General features: G+C 75.5%; 25 protein-coding genes and 1 pseudogene. 12 read left to right on the forward strand and 14 right to left on the reverse strand.

Going from position 1 to position 22,493, the window contains the following annotated elements; translation table 11 throughout:
* The first annotated feature begins 25 nt into the window (after positions 1-25).
* Complete coding sequence (locus K1Y72_RS33795) at positions 26-763, forward strand: enoyl-CoA hydratase/isomerase family protein (protein ID WP_220170604.1); 738 nt, start codon at positions 26-28, stop codon at positions 761-763.
* A gap of 150 nt (positions 764-913) precedes the next feature.
* Here the strand turns inward: K1Y72_RS33795 and K1Y72_RS33800 are convergent, their stop codons facing one another.
* On the reverse strand, positions 914-1,492 hold the full coding sequence (locus K1Y72_RS33800) for an NlpC/P60 family protein (protein ID WP_220170605.1): 579 nt from the start codon (positions 1,490-1,492) through the stop codon (positions 914-916).
* Positions 1,493-1,831: 339 nt separating this feature from the next.
* On the opposite strand from K1Y72_RS33800, the gene K1Y72_RS37735 reads away from it, so the two are divergent.
* From K1Y72_RS37735 to K1Y72_RS33815, 4 genes are all read left to right on the forward strand, one after another.
* Positions 1,832-2,821: a helix-turn-helix domain-containing protein gene (locus tag K1Y72_RS37735; protein ID WP_258574442.1), complete on the forward strand. Its 990-nt coding sequence runs from the start codon at positions 1,832-1,834 to the stop codon at positions 2,819-2,821.
* A gap of 86 nt (positions 2,822-2,907) precedes the next feature.
* Entirely contained in the window at positions 2,908-3,165 is a 258-nt protein-coding gene (locus K1Y72_RS36865; RefSeq protein WP_258574443.1) for a hypothetical protein, read from the forward strand.
* 130 nt (positions 3,166-3,295) lie between these two features.
* Complete coding sequence (locus tag K1Y72_RS33810; RefSeq protein WP_220170607.1) at positions 3,296-4,765, forward strand: amidohydrolase family protein; 1,470 nt, start codon at positions 3,296-3,298, stop codon at positions 4,763-4,765.
* Positions 4,766-4,896: 131 nt separating this feature from the next.
* Positions 4,897-5,724: an SAM-dependent methyltransferase gene (locus tag K1Y72_RS33815; RefSeq protein ID WP_220170608.1), complete on the forward strand. Its 828-nt coding sequence runs from the start codon at positions 4,897-4,899 to the stop codon at positions 5,722-5,724.
* 29 nt (positions 5,725-5,753) lie between these two features.
* On the opposite strand, the gene K1Y72_RS33820 is transcribed toward K1Y72_RS33815, so the two are convergent.
* The 5 genes from K1Y72_RS33820 to K1Y72_RS33840 form a co-directional block, all read right to left on the reverse strand.
* Entirely contained in the window at positions 5,754-6,353 is a 600-nt protein-coding gene (locus tag K1Y72_RS33820) for a hypothetical protein (RefSeq protein ID WP_220170609.1), read from the reverse strand.
* A 26-nt stretch (positions 6,354-6,379) separates the two neighbouring features.
* Positions 6,380-6,949 (reverse strand): hypothetical protein, encoded by a 570-nt coding sequence (locus K1Y72_RS33825; protein ID WP_220170610.1) that lies wholly within the window; start codon positions 6,947-6,949, stop codon positions 6,380-6,382.
* A gap of 55 nt (positions 6,950-7,004) precedes the next feature.
* A complete protein-coding gene (locus K1Y72_RS33830; protein ID WP_220170611.1) occupies positions 7,005-8,075 on the reverse strand; it encodes a hypothetical protein in 1,071 nt (356 codons plus the stop codon).
* Positions 8,076-8,077: 2 nt separating this feature from the next.
* Positions 8,078-8,407: a type VII secretion target gene (locus tag K1Y72_RS33835; RefSeq protein WP_220170612.1), complete on the reverse strand. Its 330-nt coding sequence runs from the start codon at positions 8,405-8,407 to the stop codon at positions 8,078-8,080.
* Positions 8,408-8,584: 177 nt separating this feature from the next.
* Positions 8,585-9,028 (reverse strand): MarR family winged helix-turn-helix transcriptional regulator, encoded by a 444-nt coding sequence (locus K1Y72_RS33840; protein WP_220170613.1) that lies wholly within the window; start codon positions 9,026-9,028, stop codon positions 8,585-8,587.
* Between the two features lie 89 nt (positions 9,029-9,117).
* On the opposite strand from K1Y72_RS33840, the gene K1Y72_RS33845 reads away from it, so the two are divergent.
* From K1Y72_RS33845 to K1Y72_RS33865, 5 genes are read left to right on the forward strand one after another with little or no spacing between them, the layout of a single operon-like run.
* Positions 9,118-9,687, forward strand: a complete 570-nt coding sequence (locus K1Y72_RS33845) for a quercetin 2,3-dioxygenase (protein WP_220170614.1) — start codon at positions 9,118-9,120, stop codon at positions 9,685-9,687.
* Positions 9,684-9,833 carry a DUF1427 family protein gene (locus tag K1Y72_RS33850; RefSeq protein WP_220170615.1) on the forward strand — a complete coding sequence of 50 codons (150 nt, stop codon included), beginning with the start codon at positions 9,684-9,686 and terminating at the stop codon, positions 9,831-9,833. The genes K1Y72_RS33845 and K1Y72_RS33850 overlap by 4 nt, the downstream gene beginning before the upstream one ends.
* Positions 9,830-10,036 carry a DUF1427 family protein gene (locus tag K1Y72_RS33855; RefSeq protein ID WP_220170616.1) on the forward strand — a complete coding sequence of 69 codons (207 nt, stop codon included), beginning with the start codon at positions 9,830-9,832 and terminating at the stop codon, positions 10,034-10,036. The genes K1Y72_RS33850 and K1Y72_RS33855 overlap by 4 nt, the downstream gene beginning before the upstream one ends.
* Complete coding sequence (locus K1Y72_RS33860) at positions 10,026-10,994, forward strand: amidohydrolase family protein (RefSeq protein WP_220170617.1); 969 nt, start codon at positions 10,026-10,028, stop codon at positions 10,992-10,994. Before K1Y72_RS33855 ends, K1Y72_RS33860 begins: the two co-directional genes overlap by 11 nt.
* Positions 10,991-11,803 carry an alpha/beta hydrolase gene (locus K1Y72_RS33865; RefSeq protein ID WP_220170618.1) on the forward strand — a complete coding sequence of 271 codons (813 nt, stop codon included), beginning with the start codon at positions 10,991-10,993 and terminating at the stop codon, positions 11,801-11,803. Before K1Y72_RS33860 ends, K1Y72_RS33865 begins: the two co-directional genes overlap by 4 nt.
* Here K1Y72_RS33865 and K1Y72_RS33870 read toward each other — a convergent pair.
* From K1Y72_RS33870 to K1Y72_RS33880, 3 genes are all read right to left on the reverse strand, one after another.
* Complete coding sequence (locus K1Y72_RS33870; protein ID WP_308287352.1) at positions 11,800-13,395, reverse strand: GTPase; 1,596 nt, start codon at positions 13,393-13,395, stop codon at positions 11,800-11,802. The two genes, K1Y72_RS33865 and K1Y72_RS33870, sit on opposite strands and share 4 nt — an antisense overlap.
* Positions 13,392-15,149: a GTPase domain-containing protein gene (locus tag K1Y72_RS33875; RefSeq protein WP_258574446.1), complete on the reverse strand. Its 1,758-nt coding sequence runs from the start codon at positions 15,147-15,149 to the stop codon at positions 13,392-13,394. The genes K1Y72_RS33870 and K1Y72_RS33875 overlap by 4 nt, the downstream gene beginning before the upstream one ends.
* Before the next feature lie 79 nt (positions 15,150-15,228).
* Positions 15,229-16,053: a MerR family transcriptional regulator gene (locus K1Y72_RS33880; RefSeq protein ID WP_258574447.1), complete on the reverse strand. Its 825-nt coding sequence runs from the start codon at positions 16,051-16,053 to the stop codon at positions 15,229-15,231.
* Between the two features lie 79 nt (positions 16,054-16,132).
* On the opposite strand from K1Y72_RS33880, the gene K1Y72_RS33885 reads away from it, so the two are divergent.
* The gene (locus tag K1Y72_RS33885; protein WP_220170619.1) at positions 16,133-16,603 is read left to right on the forward strand and encodes an SCP2 sterol-binding domain-containing protein; all 471 of its coding nucleotides are present in this window, start codon (positions 16,133-16,135) and stop codon (positions 16,601-16,603) included.
* A 165-nt stretch (positions 16,604-16,768) separates the two neighbouring features.
* Positions 16,769-18,004 (forward strand): PucR family transcriptional regulator, encoded by a 1,236-nt coding sequence (locus K1Y72_RS37475; protein WP_220170620.1) that lies wholly within the window; start codon positions 16,769-16,771, stop codon positions 18,002-18,004.
* Here K1Y72_RS37475 and rlmB read toward each other — a convergent pair.
* The 5 genes and pseudogenes from rlmB to K1Y72_RS33915 form a co-directional block, all read right to left on the reverse strand.
* A complete protein-coding gene (rlmB, locus tag K1Y72_RS33895) occupies positions 17,984-18,907 on the reverse strand; it encodes a 23S rRNA (guanosine(2251)-2'-O)-methyltransferase RlmB (RefSeq protein WP_220170621.1) in 924 nt (307 codons plus the stop codon). The genes K1Y72_RS37475 and rlmB overlap by 21 nt on opposite strands.
* 318 nt (positions 18,908-19,225) lie before the next feature.
* Positions 19,226-19,669: pseudogene (locus K1Y72_RS36875) on the reverse strand (Clp protease N-terminal domain-containing protein); the annotation flags it as partial.
* Positions 19,670-19,735: 66 nt separating this feature from the next.
* A complete protein-coding gene (cysS, locus tag K1Y72_RS33905) occupies positions 19,736-21,133 on the reverse strand; it encodes a cysteine--tRNA ligase (protein WP_220170623.1) in 1,398 nt (465 codons plus the stop codon).
* 79 nt (positions 21,134-21,212) lie between these two features.
* Positions 21,213-21,602, reverse strand: a complete 390-nt coding sequence (locus tag K1Y72_RS33910) for a PPOX class F420-dependent oxidoreductase (protein WP_220170624.1) — start codon at positions 21,600-21,602, stop codon at positions 21,213-21,215.
* Positions 21,603-21,653: 51 nt separating this feature from the next.
* Complete coding sequence (locus tag K1Y72_RS33915) at positions 21,654-22,409, reverse strand: DUF6585 family protein (RefSeq protein ID WP_220170625.1); 756 nt, start codon at positions 22,407-22,409, stop codon at positions 21,654-21,656.
* Between the last annotated feature and the right edge of the window lie 84 nt (positions 22,410-22,493).

Raw genomic sequence — 22,493 nt, forward strand, 5'->3', positions numbered from 1 at the left:
TCGACGAGGAAGAGGGTGCTCGCCCATGCCGCTCGGCATCACCGACGAGGGGGCCGTCCGCCTGCTGACGTTCCGGCGGCCGGAGCGCGCCAACGCGTTCGACGACGCGCTGTACCGGGACCTGGCCGCGGCGCTCGACGCCGCCGCCGGGGACGGCTCCGTCTCGGCCGTCGTGCTGACCGGCGAGGGGCGGACGTTCTCGGCGGGCACCGACCTGGAGGAGATGGCCGCCATCGCGCGGGCGCACGCCGCGGGCGAGGAGGTCGGCGAGGCCGGCAAGGGGTTCGGCGTCCTGATGGACGCCCTCATCGCCTTCCCCAAGCCGCTGCTCGCCGCCGTCAACGGCTCGGGCGTCGGCCTCGGCCTGACGCTGCTCGCCCACTGCGACCTCGTCCTGGTCGCCGACGGCGCGCGGTTCCAGGCGCCGTTCACCACCATGGGCGTCGCGCCGGAGGCGGCCAGCAGCTACCTGCTGCCGCTGCTGATGGGCGCCCAGCGGGCGGCGCTCGTCCTGCTCGCCGGGCGGTGGATCCCGGCGGCCGAGCTCGTCGCGTCGGGCCTCGCGCTGAGCGCGCACCCGGCGGACGAGGTGCTGGCCGCGACGCTGGAGCTGGCCCGCGAGATCGCCGGCAAGCCCCTGGCGTCCCTCGTCGCGACCAAGCGGCTGATCGCCGCGGGCCGGCGCGAGGCCGTCCTGCGCGCCCGCGAGCGCGAGGACGCCGCCTTCGACGAGCTGCTCGCCCGGGGCCTCGGTCCCGCCTGAGCCCCGGCGGCACGGAGCGGCGGCGGCCGGGAGGGGGATCCGGCCGCCGCCGCCCGCGTGCCCGCGCCCGGGGGCACGGGGGCGCCTCCGGACGCGGCCGCGCCCGGCGGTCGGGGCAGGACCGCCGGGCGCCGTCTCGCGGTGATCAGGTCACTTGATGTTCTTCGGGTGGTAGGCCTTGTACTGGCTGCCCTTGGCGAGGCCGTAGGTCAGCGTGCGGTGGTCGGTGCCGTAGTGGCCGCGCTGCTCGTAGGCCCAGTAGCGGGTGTGCTTCGCGTTCGCCCACTTCTCGAAGATCACGACGTGCCGGGTGGTGTTGCTGCCGATCGCGTCGATGATCAGGTCGCCCTGCTTGAGGGCGGAGAACGAGATCTTCTTGGTGTACTTCGAGGTCGCGAGGCCGACGGTGTTCGGGCCCGGCTTCGGCAGCGCCAGCGCCATGGAGGCGTACCCCGAGCAGTCGGTGCGGTAGCCGCCGTGGGTCTTGTTCTGGCTGTAGGGCACGCGCTGGCTCGTGTGCGGGTGCCAGGTCTTGGCCCGGGCGATGACCTGGGCGCGGGTGACCTTGGTGATGGCCGCCGCGGCGGCGGTCCTGTCCGCCGACTGGAGCTGGACGTTCTGGTGCGCGGGCTTGGCCGCCGGGCTGGAGACGCCGGCGATGCCGAAGGCCGTGCCGCCGGCCAGCGCGAGCGTGCCGACGCCGACCAGAATGGCGCGAGGGGAAGCCATGAATGCCCTCCGTTGGGGGGATGAATTGCACCGCAAGGTGCGGTGAAGGGAATTGCGTCGATCGACGGGGCCGACTTTAGAGAACCGCGCCGCACCCTCGCCGCAGTCCGGCCGCAAGGCGGGACACTGGGACACCGGGACGGCTCTGACCTGCTGGGACATCCGCCAATGGGACACAATCGCGAGACGGCCCCCACCATGCCGTCGACGATTCAACTTACGCACCGTGCGCATTTATGAACGCAACGTATTGTCGCGTCCGCCGCGCCGCCCGGCGCCCTGCGGGGCATAATGTGCGCCCGTGACCGCAGAGTTTCCAGCTCCTGGAGATAAACGCTGATGAGCCACAGCCGGCCCCCCGCCCCCCTGCGCGGCGACCTGCCCGACGCCGTGCGGGTCCTGCTCACCGAGCTGCGCGTTCTGAAGGACGAGTCCGGCTACGACCTGCGCGCGCTGGAGCGCAAGACCCACGCGAGCCGCTCGTCGTGGGGCCGCTGGCTGAGCGGCGAGACCTGGATCCCGGCGGACGCGGTGACGTCCCTCGCCGCCCTCTGCGGCGCCGACGGCGGCCGGCTGCTGGCCCTCTGGTCCGTCGCCGACGAGGCCCGCCGCGCACCGTCCGCCCCCGCGCCCGAAGCCGCACCCCCGGCCTCGGCCGCCGCCGTCGCCGTCCCGGCACCGCCCGCCGCCCCGGCGCCCCCGCCACCCGCGCCCCCCGCCCCCGCCTCCCCCTGGCAGGGCATGACGCGGCGCCGCCGCCTCGCCTTCGCGTGCGCGGCCGTCGCCTGCTTACTGGTGCCGGGCGGCATCGGCTTCCTGATCGGCACCTCGCTCCACTCGCGCGACGCCCCCGCGGCCCCGCTCCAGACCGCCGCGCCCGCCGCGGTGCAGGGCGCGACCCCGCTCACCCGCGACGAGATCCTGACCCGCGCCCGCTCCTGGCACCCGCACTCCCCGGACCGCGTCCCCTACGACCAGGCGGGCGTCTTCGGCGGCTACCGCACCGACGGCTCGGGCTACGCGTCCATGGCGCTCGGCCTCCCGAAGCCCGGCCCGAACTCGGCCGGCCTCGTCGCCTCCTACTGCCGCGCCGTCCCCGCCGCCGACCTCGAACCCGGCGACCTCGTCATCAACGCGACCGGCGGCCCCGACCAGCGCGAGGCGCTCATCTTCGAGAAGTGGACGGGCCAGGACCGCAAGGCGTTCTGGGCCTTCCAGCAGCGCCGCGGCTACGGCACCGACCACCTCCTCCGCCGCGACGCCCCGACGTCCACCAGCGCCCTCCGCCCCTGCCGCCCCAAGAACATCCGCGAAACCCCCACCGGCTGACCCCGCTGCCGGTCGGTTCGGAGAACAGCAGCGCGACGCGGCCGTCCCGGCGGACGTTGCGGGCCTTCTGCGCGAAAGCGAGGCCGATGGTGAGGAGCAGCGTGCCGTCCGGGCGCCGCTGGACGGCGGTCGGCCAGGTCGGCGGGATGCCGTCGGCGGCGAGCGTGGTGAACTCGCAGGACCGGTGGGCGTCGACGGTGGCGGCGGCGTCGAGGAGCGCGGTCATCGCGCGGTCGGGCGCGGCGGGCGGCCTCGCGGTGGGGTTCCCCGTCTGGTCGGTGCTGGTCACGTGCCTTCTCCGTCATCGGGCGGGTGCGGTGGGCGCGGCGGCGGAGCGGACCTAGCGCTTGCCGATCATGGCGTCCGACCGGCCGGGCGGGGCGGGTGATCGTTCGGGGGCGGCTCGGCGATGGTGGAGAGGGGCGCGGAGGTCTTCTGGACCGCTTCACAGACTGATGTACGGAGCTTCGACACATGTACGACGTGGTGCTGGCCGGCGGGCGGGTGATCGACCCGGAGTCGGGTCTGGACGCGGTGCGCGACGTGGGGATCGACGGCGACACCGTCGCCGCCGTCGCCGCGGGGCCGCTGGCGGGCCGCCGGACGGTGGACGTGCGCGGCCTCGTCGTCGCGCCCGGCTTCATCGACCTGCACAGCCACGGCCAGGCCGTCGCCGAGCAGCGGCTCCAGGTGATGGACGGCGTGACGACCGCGCTGGAGCTGGAGGCCGGCCGCTCGCCCGTCGCGTTCTTCCACGAGCTCGCCGCGCAGGAGGGCCGGCCGGTGAACTACGGCTACTCGGCGTCCTGGGCGCTCCTCCGCATGTTCGCCGTCGGGCTCACCGCCACGGACGTGGCGGGGGCGCTCGCCGACGTCGCGAGCCCGGAGTTCCAGCGGCCGGTGACCGAGCGCGAGCTGGCCGGGCTGCTGGAGCAGCTCCGCTCGGAGGTCGCGGCGGGCGCGATCGGCATCGGCATCATGGTCGGGTACGCGCCGCAGATCGACCCGGCCGAGTACCTGGCGGTGGCGCGGGTCGCCGCCGAGGCGGGGGTGCCGACGTTCACACACGCCCGCGAGCTCGCCGAGTTCAACCCGGCGGTCCCGATCGACGGGACCGCCGAGATCGTCCGGGCGGCCGCCGAGACCGGCGCGCACATGCACTACTGCCACATGAACAGCACCTCGCGGCGGCACATCCGGCGGACCCTCGACCTCGTCTCCCAGGCCCGCGCCGAAGGGTCGCGGGTGACCACCGAGGCGTACCCCTACGGGTCGGGCTCGACGGCGATCGGCGCGCCGTTCTTCTCCCCCGCCGGCCTGAAGCGGATGGGCGAGACCCCGCAGTCGATCATCTACACGCCGACCGGGGAGCGCGTCGCCGACGAGGCGCGGCTCGTCGAGCTGCGCACCGCCGACCCCGGCGCGCTCGCCGTCAACGAGTTCCTGCGCGAGGACGACCCGGCCGACCGCGCCCACCTGGAGGCGGCGCTGACGTTCGGCGACACCGCGATCGCCAGCGACGCGATGCCGCTCACCTGGACCGTCCCGAAGCCCGACCCGCTGGCCTGGCCGCTGCCGCCGGGCGCCGTCGCGCACCCGCGCGGCGCGGGCTGCTTCAGCCGGGCGATCCGGCTGCTGACGCGCGAGCGCGGGCTGCTGCCGCTCGCCGAGACGATCCGCCGCTCGACGCTCGTGCCCGCGCGGATCCTGGAGGAGGCCGTTCCCGCCATGCGCCGCAAGGGCCGCGTCGCGGCGGGCTGCGACGCCGACCTGGTGGTGTTCGACGCCGACACCGTCACCGACCGCGCCACCTACACCGACGGGACGCGCACCTCGACCGGCGTCCGGCACGTCCTCGTCAACGGGACGTTAGTGGTCCGCGACGACGAGCTCGTCCCGGACGCGCTGCCGGGACGGCCGATCCGCGCCGAGCCGCGCCGCTGACGCGCGGCCGGGCGGAGCGGACGTCCCGCACGCCCGCCGGTGACTTTCCGTAAACCTCTTTCTCCCGATTCCTCCCCCGCCCCGCCCTAGGCTGATCATCGCCACTGATCGCGCGGGGAGGGACCGAGCGCATGAGCCAGGACGTTCCGGGGACGGGCACGGCCGCACGGAAGATCGACCTGCGGACCGACGTGCCGCACTCGGCCCGCATCTACGACCACCTGCTCGGCGGCAAGGACAACTTCGCCGCCGACCGCGCCGCCGCCGCCGAGATCGTCCGGCACCAGCCGACGCTGCCGGTCTCGATGCGCGCCAACCGGGCGTTCATGGCGCGGATGGCGCGGCGGCTCGTCACCGAGCACGGCGTCCGGCAGTTCCTCGACATCGGCACCGGGCTGCCGACCGCGCCGAACCTGCACGAGGCGGCGCAGGCGGCGGCGCCCGAGACGCGCGTCGTGTACGTCGACAACGACCCGATCGTCCTGGTGCACGCGCGGGCGCTGCTCACCGGCTCGGCCGAGGGCCGGACGTCCTACCTGGACGCCGACCTGCGGCGGCCGGAGACGATCCTGGACTCCCCCGAGCTGCGCGCGACCCTGGACCTGTCCGCGCCGGTCGCCCTCACCATGATCGCCATCCTGCAGTTCTTCACCGACGAGGAGGAGGCGCACCGCCTCGTCCGCGCGCTGCTGGAGCCCCTCGCCCCCGGCAGCCTGCTCGCGCTGTCGCTCGTCCCCGCCGCCGCCGAGACCGCCGCGTCGGTGGACGACGTCGCCGCCGCCTACCGGTCGCAGGGCATCCCGATGAAGCCCCGCACGCGCGCCGAGGTGGCGGCGTTCTTCGACGGGCTGGAGCTGCTGGAGCCGGGCATCGTCCGGTCGGTGCACTGGCGCCCCGACGGCCCGGTCGACCCGGACGACACCAACCACATGTACGTGGGCGTCGCCCGCAAGCCCTGACCTGCTCACTCGGCGCGGAGGCGGCCGGGTCAGCCGGTGACGGCCGCCGCGTACCCCGCCACCGACGCGAGGAGCCCGACCGACATCACCGCCACCGGCACCGGCGCCCACCGGCGGCGCGGCTGCAGGGACGACGGCCCGGCCGCCCGCACGAGCCGGGCGCGGCGGATCTCCTCGGCGAGCCGCTCCCGCCTCCCCGCGGCGCCGGACCCGTGGGCGAACACGCTCGTCCGCGCCTCGGCCTCCGCCCCGTCCGCGTCCTGGTAGGAGAGGGTGACGGACGTGAAGTCCTGCACGTCCCGGACCGCGTGCCAGGGCACGAAGCAGTCCCGCAGCCTTCCCCGGAAGCGCACGCCCGCGTCCGTGAGGACGACCGCGGAACGCACCCACACCAGCGCGGCGGCGAGGGCCGGCGCCGGATAGCAGAGAGCCGTGAAGACGCTTCGCGCGAATTCGGCCGATGACGCGCCGGTGCCGTCGTCGGCGAAGCCGAGCATGGCCCTGGCCCAGAACACCGCCAGGACGACCCAGACGCAGGCGCCCAGGATCGACCTGTTCGACCGGATCGTCACCGGTGTCGCGGTGAGCGGGGCGGAGACGCCGGCGGGATCGTCGTCCGGCGAGGACATGCGGTACCTCCGTGCGGCCGATGCGGCTAGGTGAAGATCATAAAGAGGGCGCTGGTGACGAAATAGCCGCCGAAGGAGGCGGCGCTCACGATGGACGTCGTCCGCACCCACCGCTTCCGGCCCGTCCCGTCGCCCGGCTCGACGGCCATCGTCCGCGCCACCAGCGCGTGGTGCGTCGCGCGGGCGGTGATCTCGGAGACGACGCGCTCGCGCTTGATGGGGGACCCGTAGTTGCCCTTGCCCGACCCGAACACCATCGCCTCCGCCTCCACCGGCGCGCCGTCGGGACCCGTGTACACGACCGTGATGCAGCTTTTCGCGTACGCCTCGCGGACCGCGCCCCACGGAATGATGTGGTCAAGCAGGATGCCCCGCACGACCATGCCCGTCCTCGACATGAGGATCGCTGGACGCATCCGCAGCGTTCCCCACACGATGAACATGGACACGAAGAGCGTTTGCAGGGGCTTTTCCAGGACCTCTGCCCAGGCGGCGGGCCCGCCCGAGGAGGGGCTCACGAGGGGCCAGAAGAACATGCCGCCGAACAGTGCGACCACGAGCCCGCACAAGATCTGCCAGTTCGACCGGATCGTCACGTGCTCACGCCGTCTCCTGGCGTCCAGGAGCGAACCCCACCGGGCCCGCGGCCTCTCAATCACCGGAATCGCCCAGCAGCTTGCTGATTCGGTTCCCTTCGGGACCCTGGTTCTTGAAGGGTCCCTGGTAGCCGTCCTGACCCGCTTGGGTCGCTCCGCCGCCGCCTTTGATCCCGATGGCCTTGCCGATGTCGATGGCGACGTCCTTGCCCTTCGGTCGGAAGTCTCGTACGCCCTTCCCCTGGGCTTCCTGAGCGGTCTCCCGCAGGTCCTTCCACTGGGGCTTGTTCAGGAGATGGCCGGCCTGCTCGGCGTGCCTGGCCTCGTAGGCGAGGGGGCGGTACGCCTTGACTCCGATGCGGGTCAGCGACGCGCGGATCTTCGCGATCATCTCCATCAGCCGCTTGAAGATCCGGGAGACCTTCTGGATGACCGCCATCGCCCGGGAGGTGGCGACGGCCGCCTCGCCCGCGGTCGCTCCGGAGGCGGCCACCTCCGAGGCGCCGAGGGTGGGCACCGCGGCGGCCTGGGCGGCGAGCCAGGTCAGGATGAGCCACTCGACGAACTCCGCCAGGATGCTCTTGACGACGTCGAGGGCCGCGTCCATGAGGCCGGCGCTGAGGGCGAGCAGTCCCCGCAGTTCACCGATCTCGCCGATGGTCCCCCGCACGCCCTCCTGGAATTCCCTCAGCCGCTTGCCGGCGTCCTGGGAGGCGGGCCCCTTCCACGACGACAGGCCGGTCGTGATGGCCTTGTCGAGGTCGCGGGACATGGTCTCCAGCTTTTCCTGGACGATCCCCCAGTTGTCCCGGTACTGCTCGATCGCTCCGGCGTTGCCGGTCACCCAGGAGACAGCGGACTTGAGCGGCTCGCACCAGTCGATCAGGAAGCCCAGGCCGGCCGAGATCAGCGCGTTCAGCGGGTCCATCCACAAGTCCCAGCCGGTCGCACCGAGATCGGCGATGTCTCCCGCCACCGAACCGAAGTCGCCGTCCCTGCCATGCGAAACGCCCTTGTGGATCTGAGACCACACGGGGACGTTCCCGTCCGCGGCCTCCACCGGGTCCCATTCGCGCGGGTCGTTCTCGAAGTCCCCGGGGTTCTCCTCGAACTTCTGCCCGCCCACGGCTACTTCCCCTTCCCGATCCGCTGCACCGATTCGGCGGTGCTCTGCTCCGCGATCCCGTAGTTCGCCGCGCAATCGTCAAGGCCCTGCGCGGCGTGCGCCAGGAACTTCTCCATCAGGCCCAAGTGCTCGGTGACGTGGTTCTTCAGTTCCGCATAGGCGCCCTGGAACAGGGAGCCGACCGCCCCCCAGGTGTGCAAGGAGATGTCGGTGTACCCGTCGTTCGAAGCGTTGGCGCGTTGTTCGGCGGCTGTCGCGCGCGCCCGGTCGAGGCCCGCTTGGAGCGCCCTCAGCGCTTTCGGGTCGACCTCGAAACCGTTGGGAGGCGTCACGAGCGCGCCCCGGCGGCGGATGGGGCAGGGGTTTTCCGCGAAAGTCCGTGGCGATCTCGTGGCAGCAGCAACCAGCACCCCGCGTACGACCGGATCCAGCGATCTGACAGGACACATGAATACAGTTATGTGAAGATTCAGGTCAAACAATGCACGTCAGGCGCGTGCGGCCGGTGGTCAGGGTTCGGCGCGGAGGCGCGGTTCGCCCCAGGGGCGGTCGAGGACGGCGCGCAGGGCGTCCAGAGTGGACGGGCCCAGGCGCGCGGCGAGGTCCTCCTCCAGGCGGGCGATGAGCGCCTGCGCGCGTTCGTGGACGCGGCGGCCCTCCGGGGTGAGGCGGGCGAGGCGGCGGCGGGACGAGGACGGGTCCGGGACGAGGTCGAGCAGGCCCATGCCGACCAGGGCGTGCACGGCCTGGTGGGCGCTCTGCCGGGCCATGCCCATGCGGCGCGCCAGCTCGGCGACGGTGGTGCCGTCCGGGTCCAGGTGGGCGAAGACGTTCTGCTGGGCGAAGGTGACGGGACGCTCGCCCGCCTCCAGCATGGCCGCCGCCACCGCCTCGTCGAACCAGGTCCGCCGGTCCCCCAGGAGCTGGGGGAGGTTCCGCGGCCGATCGGTCATGCCGTCCCCTCGCTCTGGCGCTCGTGCGGTCCGTCGCCTATTCTCCCGTGTCAGGTTACCTGACATGCATCCCGCCCCGGAGGAACCGCATGACGATCGAGTACGCCACCCCGTACCGCGCCCGCTCGTTCATCCCGCCCGAGCCGGGCCGCCCGTACTTCGTCGAGAAGGGCATGGGCGACCGCGCGCACCTGTTCGGCGACATGTTCACGGTCTACTGCGGCGGCGAGCAGACCGAGAACACCTTCAACTTCTTCACCTGCGAGGGCCCGAAGGGCGACGTCATCCCCTCGCACTCCCACCCCGACACCTACGAGGTCTTCTACATCACCGGCGGCGCCGTCCGGCTGTTCGTGGAGGACACCGCGGGCGAGCAGTACGAGCGGCTGCTGACCGAGGGCGACTTCGGGTTCGTGCCGAAGAACTGCCCGCACTCCTACCGCATCGAGCGCCACCACAGCCGGATCGTCGGCGTCGCCGCCGGGCCGGGCGGGACGTTCGAGCGGTTCTTCGAGAACTTCGGCGTCCCGACCGACGAGCTGACGCTGCCGCGGCGCCCGGCCGTCCCGACGCCCGACAAGTTCGGGTCGGTGCCGCAGCGCTTCGACGTGCGGTTCCTGCCCGAGCACCGCTGGCGGACGGGGGACGGCCGGCCGTGACCTACCTCGCCGCGCTCCTCGCCGGCGCGCTCGCCGGCGTGCTGTACGCCGCGGTGCGGGTGCCGTCGCCCGCGCCGCCGCCCGTCGCCCTGTTCGGCCTGCTCGGGATGCTGCTCGGGCAGGCGGCGCTCGGGGCGCTGTGGTGAGCGGCCCCGCCCGCGCGGCGGCCGTGTCGTTCGCCGCCGGGCTGCTGATGGGCGCGGTCTACTGGGCGCTGCACGTGCGCTCGCCCGCGCCGCCGCTGGTCGGGCTGACCGGCCTGCTCGGCATCGTGCTCGGCGAGCGCGCCGCCACCGCCGTCCGTTCCCGCCGTACCGCCGCCCGTGAGGACGCCCCGCATGACCGCTGACCCCGGCTACATCGACGTGCACGCGCACTTCGTGACCCCGTCTTATATCGATCAGGCCCGCGCCGCCGGGCACGCGAACCCCGACGGGATGCCCGGCTGGCCGTCCTGGTCGGCCGCCGCGCACCTGGAGCTGATGGACGCCTGCGGCATCGCCGCCGCGATGCTGTCGATCTCCTCCCCCGGCGTGCACTTCGGCGACGACGCCGCCGCGCGCCGCCTCGCCCGCGAGGTCAACGAGGACGGCACCGCCGTCGTCCGCGACCATCCCGGCCGGTTCGGGCTGTTCGCCTCGCTGCCGCTGCCCGACGTGGACGGCGCGCTCGCCGAGATCGCGCACGCCTTCGACGTGCTCAGCGCCGACGGCGTCGTGCTGGAGACCAACACCCACGGCGTCTACCTGGGCGATCCCCGCCTGGAGCCGGTGTTCGACGAGCTGGACCGGCGCGGCGCCGTCGTGTTCCTGCACCCGACCTCGCCGGTCCGCTGGGAGGAGAGCGCGCTCGGGCGGCCCCGCCCGATGGTGGAGTTCGTCTTCGACACCGCCCGCACCGTCACCGACCTCGTCGCGAACGGGACGCTGGCCCGCCACCCCCGCCTGACGGTGATCGTGCCGCACTGCGGCGGGGCGCTGCCCGTCCTCGCCGACCGCATCGACGGCTTCGTGAAGCTGTTCGCGCCGGGCGGCGACGGCGGGCCGGGCGCGATCGAGCAGCTCCGCCGCCTCTACTACGACGTGGCGGGCCCGGCGCTGCCGCGCCAGCTCCCCGCGCTGCTGAACCTGGTGGACGCCGACCGGATCCTGTACGGCAGCGACCACTGCTGGACGCCCGCGCCCGCCGTCCCGCCGCACGTCGCCGCGCTCGACGCCGCCGCGACGCCGGTGCCCGGCGCGTCCTGGCGGTCCCTGACGACGGCGAACGCGCGCCGCGTCCTGCCCCGCCTGGAGGAGTCCCGATGACGTTCCCGCTGGAGCTGCTCGCCCCGCCCGACCCGGCCGCGCTGCCGCTGCCCGCGCCCGCCCCGCCGGGCGTTCGGGTGCTGCGCGGCGTCCCGTACCGGGTCCTGGACGGGACGCGGCCGCTGGAGCTCGACCTCTGGCTGCCCGCGTCCGGCGGCCCGCACCCGCTGGTCGTCCTCGTGCACGGCGGCGCCTGGCGGACGGGCCTGCGCGGCGACCTCGGCCCGCGCCTGCGCGCCTGGGATCCGAGCCCGCACGCCCGGCTCGTCGCGGCCGGGTTCGCCGTCGCCTGCCCCTCCTACCGGCTGAGCGGCGAGGCGCCCCATCCCGCGCAGGTCGACGACCTGACCGCCGCCCTCGGCTGGCTGCGCGCCCGCGCGGGCGAGCTCGGCGTCGACGCCGGCCGGACGGTCCTGTGGGGCGAGTCGGCGGGCGGCCACCTGGCCGCGCTCGCCGCGCTCCGCGCCCCCGTCCGGGGCTGCGTCGCCTGGTACGCGCCGACCGACCTGACGGGCGCCGCGCCCGGCTCGTTCGAGGCGCTGCTGGCCGGCGCCGACCTCGCCGCCGCGAGCCCCGCCCGTCACGCCGGCCCGGACGCGCCGCCGTTCCTCGTCCTGCACGGCGCGGACGACGCGATCGTCCCGTCCTGGCACGCGACGCGCCTCGCGGGCGCCCTGGACGCGGCGGGCGTCCCCGTCGAGCTGGACGTCCTGCCCGGCGCCGACCACCTGTGGGTCGGCCTCCCCGACGCGGCCGTCGAGGACGTCTTCGCCCGCTCCCTCGCCTTCGCCCGCGACCGGACCCGCTAGCGGGCGGCGGTGAGGCGGGCGGTGAAGTCGGTGAAGCGGGCGCGCTCGTCCTCGGCGGGGGCGAGGACGAGGCGCTCGCCGACCTCGGCGACCGCCGCCCGCAGGGCCTTGTCGGCCTTGCGGGCGCGGCGGCGGGCGCCGAGCAGCGCCGCCAGGCGGGCCAGCAGGGCGAGCAGGACGCCGGCCAGGACGCCGCCGATCAGCAGCACCGTCGGCCACGGAATGTCGCGCAGCTCGGGCGTCGGCGGGTCGGGCAGCCGCAGGTAGGAGAAGGCGAACAGCACGGTCAGCCACAGCAGCCCGGCGATCGCGACCGCGAACACCGCCCACTGCAGCGCGCGCACCGCGCCCCACCAGCGGGGGCGCCGGGCGGCGTCCACCGACGTGGTCGCGATGGCCTTGTCGAGCTCGTCGGGCAGCCGGTCGTTGGCGGCGCGGGCCGCCTCGCGGACCGCGCCCGCCCACGGCTCGGGCAGCCCCGCGGACGTGCGCGCGCCGACCTCGCGGACGGCGAGCTCGACGCCCGCGCGCTGCACCGGCGACGACGCGGGCAGCGACGTGCGGCCGCCGCCCTCGACGCGCAGCCGCCGCAGCGGGTCGGCGCGGAAGCGGCGCAGCCAGCGGGTCGCGGGCCAGCCCGTCGCGGTCGCGGCCCGGTGCCGGTACGCCTTGGCGACGGCCGTGACGACCTGCGGGACGCCCGCCGCGTCCGCGAGCGCCCCGGCGAGCGGCGCCGCCTGGTCGCCCTTGGGCTTCGGGGGCGTCTCGCCGGTGAGGCCGGCCGCCTCGGCGAGGCCGTCGGCGGCGGTGGCGGCGTCGGCGGCGAGCCGCGACGCCCAGGCGCGGCGGGCCGCGACGCGGTCGGCGAGCAGCGCGCGCAGCTCGGGCATGCCCTGCCCGGTGCGGGCCGACACCGGCAGGACGGGCACGCCGTCCAGGCCGTCGTCGGCGAGCAGGCCGCGCAGGTCGTCCAGGCAACGGGCGACGGCGGCCTCGGGCAGCCGGTCGACCTGGTTGAGGACGACGACCATGACGTCCCTGTGCCGGGCGAGCGGCTTCAGGTAGCGGTCGTGGACGGCGGCGTCGGCGTACTTCTGCGGGTCCAGCACCCAGACGAGCAGGTCGACGACGCCGACGAGGCGGTCGACCTCCAGGCGGTGCGCGAGCGCGATCGAGTCGTGGTCGGGCAGGTCGAGCAGGACGAGGCCGGCCAGGGCGGCGTCGCCGGCCTCGACGGTGTGGCGGCGCGGCACGTCCAGCCAGTCGAGGAGCGGGCCGGAGCCCTCGGGGTCCCAGCGGGCGGCCTGCGCGGCGGACGTCGTCGGCCGGGTCACGCCGACGTCGGCGAGGTCGGTGCCCGACAGCGCGTTGAACAGGCTGGACTTGCCGCTGCCGGTGGCTCCGGCGAGGGCGGCGGCGGTGTGGTCGGGCGACAGCTTCGCGCGCGCCCCGGCGCGCTCGACGACGGCGCGGGCCCGCTCGACGGGCTCGGCGGGCAGCCGCCCGGCGGCGAGGTCGGCGGCCTCGCCGAGCGCGGCGAGGCGGGCGTCCAGGGACGGCGCGCGGCGGCCGGGCCGCAGCGACGCCTTCACCGGGCCTTCCCCTCGGGCAGCTCGCGGCGCCGCGCGTGGACGGTGGCGGCGGCCTCGCGCAGCGCGTCGGGGTCGGCGTCGACGCCCGCGAGCAGCGCGGTGAAGCGGGCCCGCTCGGTGTCGAGCAGTTCCTCGACGCGGCGCCGCAGGTCGGTGCGGGCCTCCTCGGTGAGGGTGCGGACGGCCTGGTCGCCGAACACCGCCTCCAGCACCTTCTGGCTGAGCACGCTGGTGCCGCCCGCGATGCCGATCTCCAGGCCGGACAGGCCGCCGGTGGAGGCGAACACCCCGAGCATCAGCAGCAGCCCGAGGCCGTTGACGCCGAAGGACGTGGCGCGGGCGATGCCGCGCCGGTCGGCGCCCTCGGTGCGGACGAGGTCGAGGACGTAGCCCTGCCAGTCGCGGACGGCGGCGTCGACCCGGCCGCGCAGCTCGGGCGAGGCGCGGCCGAGCCGCCCGGCGGCCTGCACGCCCGCGCACTCCAGCAGGTCGCGGCCCGCCGGGGTCGCGAGCCATGCCTCGACGGCGCGCTCGGCGGCGCCGTCGGCGACCGCGCGGATCAGCGACTCGACGCCGCTCTCCAGCGCGGTGCGCAGCTCGCGGGCGGTGGCGGGGCGGCCGCGCAGCACGGCGGTGACGCGGTCGCGCAGGCGCCCGACCCGCGACTCCAGGCCGCGCATGAGGTCGCCGGTGCCGATGAAGTCCTGCCAGCGGGCGAGGACCTCGCCGCGCAGCAGCGTCCCGTCGCGCATGCCCTCGTCGAACGCCGACAGCGCCGACGCGTACGCGCCGCCGGCGAGGCCGCGCAGCTCGTCGGCGCCGGCCCGCTGCCGCTCGACGGCGGCGGCGAGCGCGGGCACCCGGGTGGCGAGGCTGTCCAGGGCGCCCGACAGGGTGCGGCGGACGACCTCGGCGCGGGCCTGCGCGTCCGCCGACAGGCCCTCCAGCCAGTCGCGGACGGGCCGGACGACGTCGGCGGGCAGCCGGGTGCTCTCGGCGGGCAGGTCCAGCTCGGGGACGGTGAACACCGGCGTCCCGCCGAGGCCGTTCTCCTCCAGCAGCCGGCCGAGGTCGCGGCGGACCGGCTCCAGGGCGTCGCGGGGGACGCGCTGCAGGATGACGGCGAGGGCGGTGCTGCGCTCGCGGGCGGTGCGCAGGAACCCCCACGGCACCTCGTCGGCGTAGCGGGCGGCGGTGGTGACGAACAGCCAGAGGTCGGCGGCGGCGAGGAGCTGCGCGGCGAGCTCGCGGTTGGCGGCGACGACGGAGTCGATGTCGGGGGCGTCCAGCAGGGCGAGGCCCGCCGGGACGGCGTCGGTCGCGGCGACCTTGAGGGTGCCGGGCTCGCCGTCGCCGTCGCCGGTGACGCGCGGCAGGCCCGGCAGCACGTGCGAGGCGGTGAACCAGGCCGCGTCCGAGGGGTGCACGACGAGCGTCGGGGCGAGGGTGGTCGGGCGGAGCACGCCCGCCCGCGTGACGTCCGCGCCGATCAGCGAGTTGACGAGGGTGGACTTGCCGGCGCCGGTGGAGCCGCCGACGACCGCGAGGAGCGGCGCGTCGATCGAGGCGAGGCGGGGCAGCAGGTAGTCGTCGAGCTGGCCGGTCAGCTCCTTCAGCGCGCGCCGGTCGGCGGCGACGTCGCCGATGGCGAGCGGGAACAGCTCGTGCCCGAGCTCGCCGCGCAAGTCCTCCAGGGCCGCCGCGAGGCCGCCCTGCCCGCCGCGCGTCGCCGCGTCCACCGTTCCGTCCGCCATGGCCACCGCATTCCCCGCAGGACGCCGACGCAACGCGATCGGCCGATCCGACCTATGAAAGCACAGGTGAGAGCCCTGATCAGGGTTCGCGGGTGCGGGCGATCCCGGCGATCCGGCGGTCCACCTCGGCCTCCACGACGCCGCTCATGGCCTCCGCCATGAGGCCCTGCACGGCCTGCTGGGCGAGGGGGCGGAGCCGGTCGATGTAGGCGGCGGCGCCGGCCGGCGCGCCGAGGTGCCCGTGGGCGACGGCGAGCCCGACGAACTCGGCGGCGATCGCGGCGCAGTGCTCGCGGATGCGGGCCGTCACCGCGAGGACGGCGTCCAGCGGGACGCCCGCCGCGACGAGCTCGGCGCCGACGCGGAGCAGCCGGGGGCTCGGCACGGCGTAGGCGTCGCCGTCGGGGCGGACGAGGCCGAGCGCGGTGGCCCGCTCCAGCGCGGTCGCCGCGGCTTCGTCGGCGGCCGGCAGCCCGAAGGCGGCGAGCAGCTCGGCGGCGGTGCGGCGCTCGGGACGCTCGTCGTCCCAGGGGTCGGTGAGGGCCTTCTCCAGGCCGAGCAGGTCGCCGAGGTCGGCGCCGCGCTGCCAGGCGCCGAGCAGCTCGGCGATGGTGGCGAAGGTGTGGCCGCGCTCCTGCATCCGGCAGATCATCCGGATGCGGGCGAGGTGGGTGTCGTCGTAGATGCCGACGCGGCCCTCGCGGCGCGGCGGCGGCAGCAGGCCGCGCTCCTGGTAGTTGCGGACGTTGCGGACGGTGGTGCCGGCGGCGTGCGCCAGGTCGTCGATGCGGTAGGTGGTCATGCGCGTGCGGTGCCGCCCCTCGTGGTGCCCGTGGTGGTGCTCGTCCCGGACGCCCGCCCGGCCGCGGCCGCCCTTGACGCCGCCGATCGTACCGGTCACCATTGTGCCATTATGCAATGGCACGGTTGACGATGGCGCGTTCTGCCATGGTCCGATCCGTGCCCCGCCCGGGAGGAACCCCATGACCGACAGCCCCGCGCCGCCCGACCTCGGCGACGCCAAGGCCCTGCTGGAGCGCACCTCCAGCCCCGCCGACCTGCGCGCCCTGCTCGACCTGCCCGGCGTCGACGACGCGCTGATCGACCGGCTCGTGGACGAGGCCGGCGCGGACGAGGCCCTCGACCGGGTCTTCGGCCTCATGGGCGACCACTTCGTGCCCGAGCGCGCGGGCGCGGGCGGCGGCGTCGTGCGCTGGGACGTCGCGACCCCGTCCGGCGTCCGCCCCTACACCCTCACCATCGCGGACGGTGCCGCCCGCGGCGAGCGCGGCGCCGCGGCGGCCCCGCGCATGACGCTCGCGCTGTCGGCGGCGACGCTGCTGCGCATGTGCTCGGGCCGGCTGAACGGCGTCACCGCCTTCACCGGCGGCAAGATCAAGCTGACCGGCGACATGATGTTCGGCGCGCAGATGGTCGGCTGGTTCGACTACTGACCGGAGCGGCCACGGGTCGCGCGGCGGCCGGATGGGGACGGGCCGGGCATCGCCGCCCCGTCCGGCCGTTTCGTAACACAGATCACATATAGGCTCTCGGGGAGCAGGGACGGATCGCGCCCGCGCCGGCGGGCGGGTGACGAGAAGGAGTCAGGAGGTGTCGGGGTGGATCCGGCCGCCTGGACGTTCGAGATCGACCTTCCGCCCGACAAGATGGCCGCCCGCGTCCCCGCGCTGCGCCGGTACGTGCCGCGCGTGGTGAAGGAGGCCGTCCAGGAGATCGAGCAGACCGTCCCCGCCTACGTGCGCCCGCACGACCCGCGCTACGCCGCCGTCCTCGCGGACACGATCACGCTCGCGCTGGAGCACTTCATCGACCTGCTGGAGCGGCCCGGCACCGGCTCGGCGGAGATCCTGGAGTTCTGCTGGCGGCTCGGCGCGGGCGAGGCCCGCGAGGGCCGCAGCCTGGAGTCGCTGCAGACCGCCATCCAGATCGGCGCGGGCGTGTCGGTGCGGCGCCTCACCGAGGAGCTGGAGAGCGACGGCCTGCACACCCCCGCGCACGTCATCGCGCAGGTCGCGCAGGCGGTGTTCGGCTACCTGGACCGGCTGTCGGCCGCCGTCGGCGCCGGGCACCGCGAGGTCGCCGCCGGCGCCGAGGGCGACATGGCGGCGCGCCGCCGCCACCTGCTCGACCTGCTCGCCGCGGGCGGCGCGGGCCCCGCCGAGCTCGCCGAGGCCGCCCGCAAGGCGGGCTGGCCGCTGCCCGCCGAGGCCGGCGTCGTCGCGCTCCGCGCCCGCGACGGCGAGGCCGCGCGCCCCGCCCTCGACCCGGACGTGCTCGCCGGGCTGCACCTCGCCGAGCCGCTGCTGATCGTCCCCGACCCCGACGGGCCGGGCCGGCGCGCCATGCTCCGCAACGGGCTGCGCGGCTGGCTCGCGGCCGCCGGGCCCGCCGTGCCGCTCGCCGAGATCCCGCGCGCGCTCCGCTGGGCGCGCTCCGCCCTCGACCTCGCGGGCCGCGGCGTCATCGACGCGGACGGACCGGTGGACGTCGCCGCGCACATGCCGACCCTCGTCGTCATGGCCGAGCACGACCTGGTGACGCGGGTCGCCGGGCGGCTCCTCGCGCCGCTGCTGGAGGTCCGCCCGTCGCAGCGGCGGCGGATGGCCGAGACGCTGCTCGCGCTCATCGAGTGCGCGTTCAACGCGACCGAGGTCGCGCGGCGGCTGCACCTGCACGCGCAGACCGTCCGCTACCGGCTGCGCCACCTGGAGGCGCTGTTCGGCGAGACGCTGCACGACCCGGCGCGGCGCCTCGCCCTGCACATGACGCTGCACGCCTGGCTCATCGACGACGCCGAGGGCGCCGAGGACGGGTCAGGCGCCGCGCAGGCGTGAGATCTCGTACAGCGAGACGCCGGCGGCGACGCCCGCGTTCAGCGACTCGGCGGCGCCGGGCATCGGGATGGTGACGAGCATGTCGCAGGTGTCGGCGACCAGGCGGCCGAGGCCCTTGCCCTCCGACCCGACGACCAGCACGAACGGCCCCCCGGCGACCTCCAGGTCCCCGATGCGGGTGGAGCCGGCGGCGTCCAGCCCGGCGACGAAGCAGCCCGCCTTCTGGTACGCCTTGAGCTGCCGCGACAGGTTGGTGCACTGCGCGACCGGGACGGTCGCGAGGGTGCCCGCCGAGGTCTTCCACGCGCCCGCGGTGACGCCCGCCGCGCGCCGCTCGGGCACGAGCACGCCGTTGGCGCCGAACGCCGCCGCCGACCGGACGATCGCGCCGAGGTTGCGGGGGTCGGTGATGCCGTCGACCGCCACGATGAGCGGCGCGGCGCCCTTCAGCAGGTCGTCGGGGTGGGCGTAGCGGTAGGGCCGCACCTGGAGCGCGATGCCCTGGTGGACGGCGCCGTCGGTGAGCCGGTCCAGCTCGGACCGGCCGGCCTCCAGCAGCGGGATGCGCCGGTCGGCGGCCATCTGGATGGCCTCGCGGACCCGGTCGTCGCGGGCGTCGGTGACGTACAGCGCGCTGCCGGGCACCTTCGCGCGCAGCGCCTCCACGACCGGATTGCGGCCGGTGACGAGCTCGGGCGTCTCGCCGTTGGCGCGGCGGGCGCCCGCCGGGCGCGACGCCCGCTCGGCGCCCTCGGCGGCGGCCGCCCGCCGGTCGCCGCCGGGCCCCACGGTCGGGGTGCCGGTGCGGCGCGAGTTCTTGGCGGCGCGGGCCTTCTGCCGCTTGCCGTGCCAGTGCCGGTTCTCGGCCTTGGGAGTGGGGCCCTTGCCCTTGCCCTTGGTCATGTCGGTGACGCCCCTCGAAGGTGGTGCGGGAATGCGCGCCCTCGTGGCGGTGGGGCGGCCGGTGGACGGGGCGGGAGCCCCAAACCACCGATTTTATGCGCCGCGCGGACCGGTTCGGGCCGGTCCCGCTCAGCCCGCGCCTTCGGGCTCGTCGCTGCCGCCCTCGCGGCCGAGGCGGTCGGCGATGGCGGCGAGGTGCTCCTCGATCGCGGCGAGGCGCAGCTCGATCGCCGCGAGCCGCTCCTCCGGGCGCGGGGCGGGCGCGGGCGCGGTGGCGAGGATGCGGGGCTCGCCGAGCCGGTGCGGCGCCGGCCGGGCGGCCGGCGCGCCCGCCGCCAGCGCGTTGATCGTCTGCCGGCGGAGCGCGGCCGGGTCGGCGCCGGTCCCCGCGATGATCTGCGCGGCGACGCCGTCCTCCTCGATCAGCAGGCCGAGCAGCAGGTGGCCGGTGCCGATGTCGTCGTGGCCGAGCTGGAGCGCCTCGCGCAGCCCGAGCTCCAGGACCCGCTTGGCGCGCGGGGTGAACGGGATGTGCCCGGAGGCGCTGCGCCGCCCCTCCCCGATGATCTCCTCGACGCGGGCGCGGCCGGCCGGCAGGTCCAGGCCGTGGGGGGCGAGGAGGCCGTCGATGACGCCGTCCTGCGCGCGCAGCAGCCCGAGCAGCAGGTGCTCGGTGCCGATGTAGTCGTGGTTCAGCAGCCGCGCCTCCTCCTGGGCCAGCACGACGACCTGGCGGGCGCGATCGGTGAACCGCTCGAACACGGTGACCACCTCGGGTGGGGGGCGGGCGGGGTCCCTAGCACCGTACGCCGCCGCCCGTCCCACCGGTCAAGGGCGCTTGAGCTCCCAGCGCGGGCCGTGCGGGGTGTCCTCCACCACGATCCCGGCGGCGGACAGGCCGTCGCGGACGGCGTCGGCGGCCGCGTAGTCCTTGCGGGCGCGGGCGGCCTGCCGCTGCTCCAGCGCGACCGCGACGAGCGCGTCCACCACGGGGCGCAGCTCGTCGCCGCTCCCGCCGGTCCAGTGCGGGTCCAGCGGGTCCAGGCCGAGGGCGCCGGTCATCGCGCGGACGGCGGCGAGCGCGGTGGCGACGGCGTCGCGGTCGCCCGACGCGAGCGCGCTGTTGCCCTCCCGCACCGTCTCGTGCAGCACCGCGAGGGCCTGCGGGACGCCGAGGTCGTCGTCCATCGCCGCCGCGAACGCCGCGGGCGGCGCGTCCGCGGGCGCCGCCGCGCCGACCAGCTCGGCGGCGCGGACCACGAACCCCTCGATCCGCTGGAAGGCGCTGACGCCCTCGGCGAACGCGGTGTCGCTGTAGTCCATCAGCGACCGGTAGTGCGCCGACAGCAGGTAGTACCGGATCTCGGCGGGGCGACCCCGGCCGAGCAGGTCGGGCAGCAGCACGACGTTGCCGACCGACTTGCTCATCTTCTCGCCCTCGACGGTGAGCAGCCCGTTGTGCAGCCAGTAGCGGGCGAAGCCGTCGCCGGCGGCGCGCGACTGGGCGAGCTCGTTCTCGTGGTGCGGGAAGATCAGGTCGACGCCGCCGCCGTGGATGTCGAAGGTCGTGCCGAGGTACTGGCGGGCCATCGCCGAGCACTCCAGGTGCCAGCCGGGCCGGCCCTCGCCCCACGGCGTCTCCCAGCTCGGCTCGCCGGGCTTGGCGCCCTTCCAGAGCGCGAAGTCGCGCGGGTCGCGCTTGGCGTCCTCGTTCGGCGAGTCCTCCGCCGACCGCATGTTCTCCAGCTTCTGGTTCGACAGCGCCCCGTACTCCGCCGCCCACGAGCGGACGTCGAAGTAGACGTCGCCGGCGGCCGCGTAGGCGTGGCCGCGCTCGGTCAGCAGCCGCATCAGCTTGATCATCTCGGGCACGTGGCCGGTCGCGCGCGGCTCGACCGTGGGCGGCAGGCAGCCGAGCAGGTCGTAGGAGGACCCGAACACCCGCTGGTTGCCCTCGGCGAGCGCGAACCAGGGCGTCCCCCGCTCGGCCGCGACCCGCAGGATCTTGTCGTCGATGTCGGTGACGTTGCGGACGAACGTCACCTCGTGGCCGGCGTGCCGCAGCCAGCGGAGCAGCACGTCGTACACCACGCCCGAGCGCAGGTGCCCGATGTGCGGGGCGGCCTGCGGGGTGGCGCCGCACACGTACATCCCGACGCGGCCCTCTTCCAGGGGCTCGAACGCGCGGACGGTACGGGTGCTGGTGTCGTAAAGGCGCAGGCTCACGGGACCAGGTTATGGGATGGCCGCGAGCCCGCGCCCGTGCATTGCGCAGGCGCGCCGGGGCTTCCGGGTCCTCGCCCGGTCAGCGGGAGACGACGTGCGCGGGGCGGATCCGCACGATCACCCGGTGCGCGCCGGGCGTCGGCTCGGTGAACTCGCCGCCGGTGTACTTCTGCGACAGGTCGGCGATGAGCGCGCCGTCCGGGTCGTCCTCCAGCGTGGCGGTGCCGCGCACCTCGGCGTAGCTGTAGGGGTTGCCCTCCTCCAGCACCAGGATCGAGACGCGGCCGTCGCGCTCCAGGTTGGCGGCCTTGCGGCGCTCGCGGGTGGTGGAGAACAGCACGTCGTCGCCGTCGGTCTTCACCCAGACGACGCTGCTCTGCGGGCCTCCGTCGGCGTTCAGCGTGGTCACGACGGCGTGGTTGACGCCGTCGAACAGCGCGCGGGCCTTGTCGTCCAGCGTGGCGGCCATGGTCGTTCCTCCTGCGGGTGCGTCCGGCTCTCGGAACGATCTTCGCACGGTTCAGCGGCGCGGGGGCGGGACCGGGGCGCGGCGCGCCCGCGCCCGCGCCCGGCGGCAGAGCTCGGCGAGCACCAGCGCGTCGGGCGTCGCGGCGGCGGTCGCGGTGAGACCGTCCGCGCCGCCCGCCGCGCGGACGGTGACCAGCCCGTTGGCGATCACCACGTCCCGGACGGCGTCCCAGGGCAGCCGCCGGCCGTCCTTCGCCACGCCCTCGCCGTCGACCCGGAAGGGGCCGAACCGGACGGCGCGGCCCTCCTCCAGCGCGCGCAGGTGGCGGGGCAGGGCGACGGCGCCGGTGCGGGCGACGATCGCCTCGCCGAGGACCCGCACGTCCGGCAGCGCGTCCCCGAACCGGAGGACGCGGCCGTCTGCGGTGGTGACGTCGAACCGCCAGCGGGTGACGCCGCGCCGCTTGCGGCGGACGCCCGACATGGCGACCGAGGCGAGGTCCTCCCAGGCGTAGCCGGGCGTGCCCGACACCGCGACGCCGCCCTCGTGCAGGACGACGACCGGCGCCGGGCCGCGCACCGCCGACCGCCGCGCGATCCAGCCGGCGGCGGCGAGGTAGCCGAGCCCGGCGGCGGCGACGGCCGCACCGAGCAGGGGGCGGCCCGCCGCGAAGTGGACGGCGGAGGCGGTGAGCAGCGCCAGCCCGGCGAGGGTCAGCAGCACGAGCCAGGCCAGGGCCCGGCGGCGGCCGGTCCGGGCGTCGAACGTCCGGACCGGGTCGCCCAGCGGGCGCGAGGGGAACGGCACGGATAGTCGCGTACCCCATCAGGACCGCCCAAAATCACCATAGTGACCGTGCGGTTACAGGGATCTAACCGGACGATCAGGCCG

The sequence above is a fragment of the Actinomadura parmotrematis genome (assembly GCF_019458805.1).
Lineage (GTDB): Bacteria > Actinomycetota > Actinomycetes > Streptosporangiales > Streptosporangiaceae > Spirillospora > Spirillospora parmotrematis.

What these genes read in the sequence shown, in the direction of transcription:
- K1Y72_RS36865 (WP_258574443.1), top strand. Translation starts at nt 2,908, where the DNA reads ATGGTGAGGAGCAGCGTGCCGTCCGGGCGCCGCTGGACGGCGGTCGGC.
- K1Y72_RS33840 (WP_220170613.1), bottom strand. Translation starts at nt 9,028, where the DNA reads ATGACCGATCGGCCGCGGAACCTCCCCCAGCTCCTGGGGGACCGGCGG.
- K1Y72_RS33820 (WP_220170609.1), bottom strand. Translation starts at nt 6,353, where the DNA reads ATGTCCTCGCCGGACGACGATCCCGCCGGCGTCTCCGCCCCGCTCACC.
- K1Y72_RS33810 (WP_220170607.1), top strand. Translation starts at nt 3,296, where the DNA reads ATGTACGACGTGGTGCTGGCCGGCGGGCGGGTGATCGACCCGGAGTCG.
- K1Y72_RS37735 (WP_258574442.1), top strand. Translation starts at nt 1,832, where the DNA reads ATGAGCCACAGCCGGCCCCCCGCCCCCCTGCGCGGCGACCTGCCCGAC.
- K1Y72_RS33880 (WP_258574447.1), bottom strand. Translation starts at nt 16,053, where the DNA reads ATGGTGACCGGTACGATCGGCGGCGTCAAGGGCGGCCGCGGCCGGGCG.
- K1Y72_RS33845 (WP_220170614.1), top strand. Translation starts at nt 9,118, where the DNA reads ATGACGATCGAGTACGCCACCCCGTACCGCGCCCGCTCGTTCATCCCG.
- K1Y72_RS33885 (WP_220170619.1), top strand. Translation starts at nt 16,133, where the DNA reads ATGACCGACAGCCCCGCGCCGCCCGACCTCGGCGACGCCAAGGCCCTG.
- K1Y72_RS33910 (WP_220170624.1), bottom strand. Translation starts at nt 21,602, where the DNA reads ATGGCCGCCACGCTGGACGACAAGGCCCGCGCGCTGTTCGACGGCGTC.
- K1Y72_RS33800 (WP_220170605.1), bottom strand. Translation starts at nt 1,492, where the DNA reads ATGGCTTCCCCTCGCGCCATTCTGGTCGGCGTCGGCACGCTCGCGCTG.
- K1Y72_RS33865 (WP_220170618.1), top strand. Translation starts at nt 10,991, where the DNA reads ATGACGTTCCCGCTGGAGCTGCTCGCCCCGCCCGACCCGGCCGCGCTG.
- K1Y72_RS33795 (WP_220170604.1), top strand. Translation starts at nt 26, where the DNA reads ATGCCGCTCGGCATCACCGACGAGGGGGCCGTCCGCCTGCTGACGTTC.
- K1Y72_RS33875 (WP_258574446.1), bottom strand. Translation starts at nt 15,149, where the DNA reads ATGGCGGACGGAACGGTGGACGCGGCGACGCGCGGCGGGCAGGGCGGC.
- rlmB (WP_220170621.1), bottom strand. Translation starts at nt 18,907, where the DNA reads ATGACCAAGGGCAAGGGCAAGGGCCCCACTCCCAAGGCCGAGAACCGG.
- K1Y72_RS33860 (WP_220170617.1), top strand. Translation starts at nt 10,026, where the DNA reads ATGACCGCTGACCCCGGCTACATCGACGTGCACGCGCACTTCGTGACC.
- K1Y72_RS33815 (WP_220170608.1), top strand. Translation starts at nt 4,897, where the DNA reads ATGAGCCAGGACGTTCCGGGGACGGGCACGGCCGCACGGAAGATCGAC.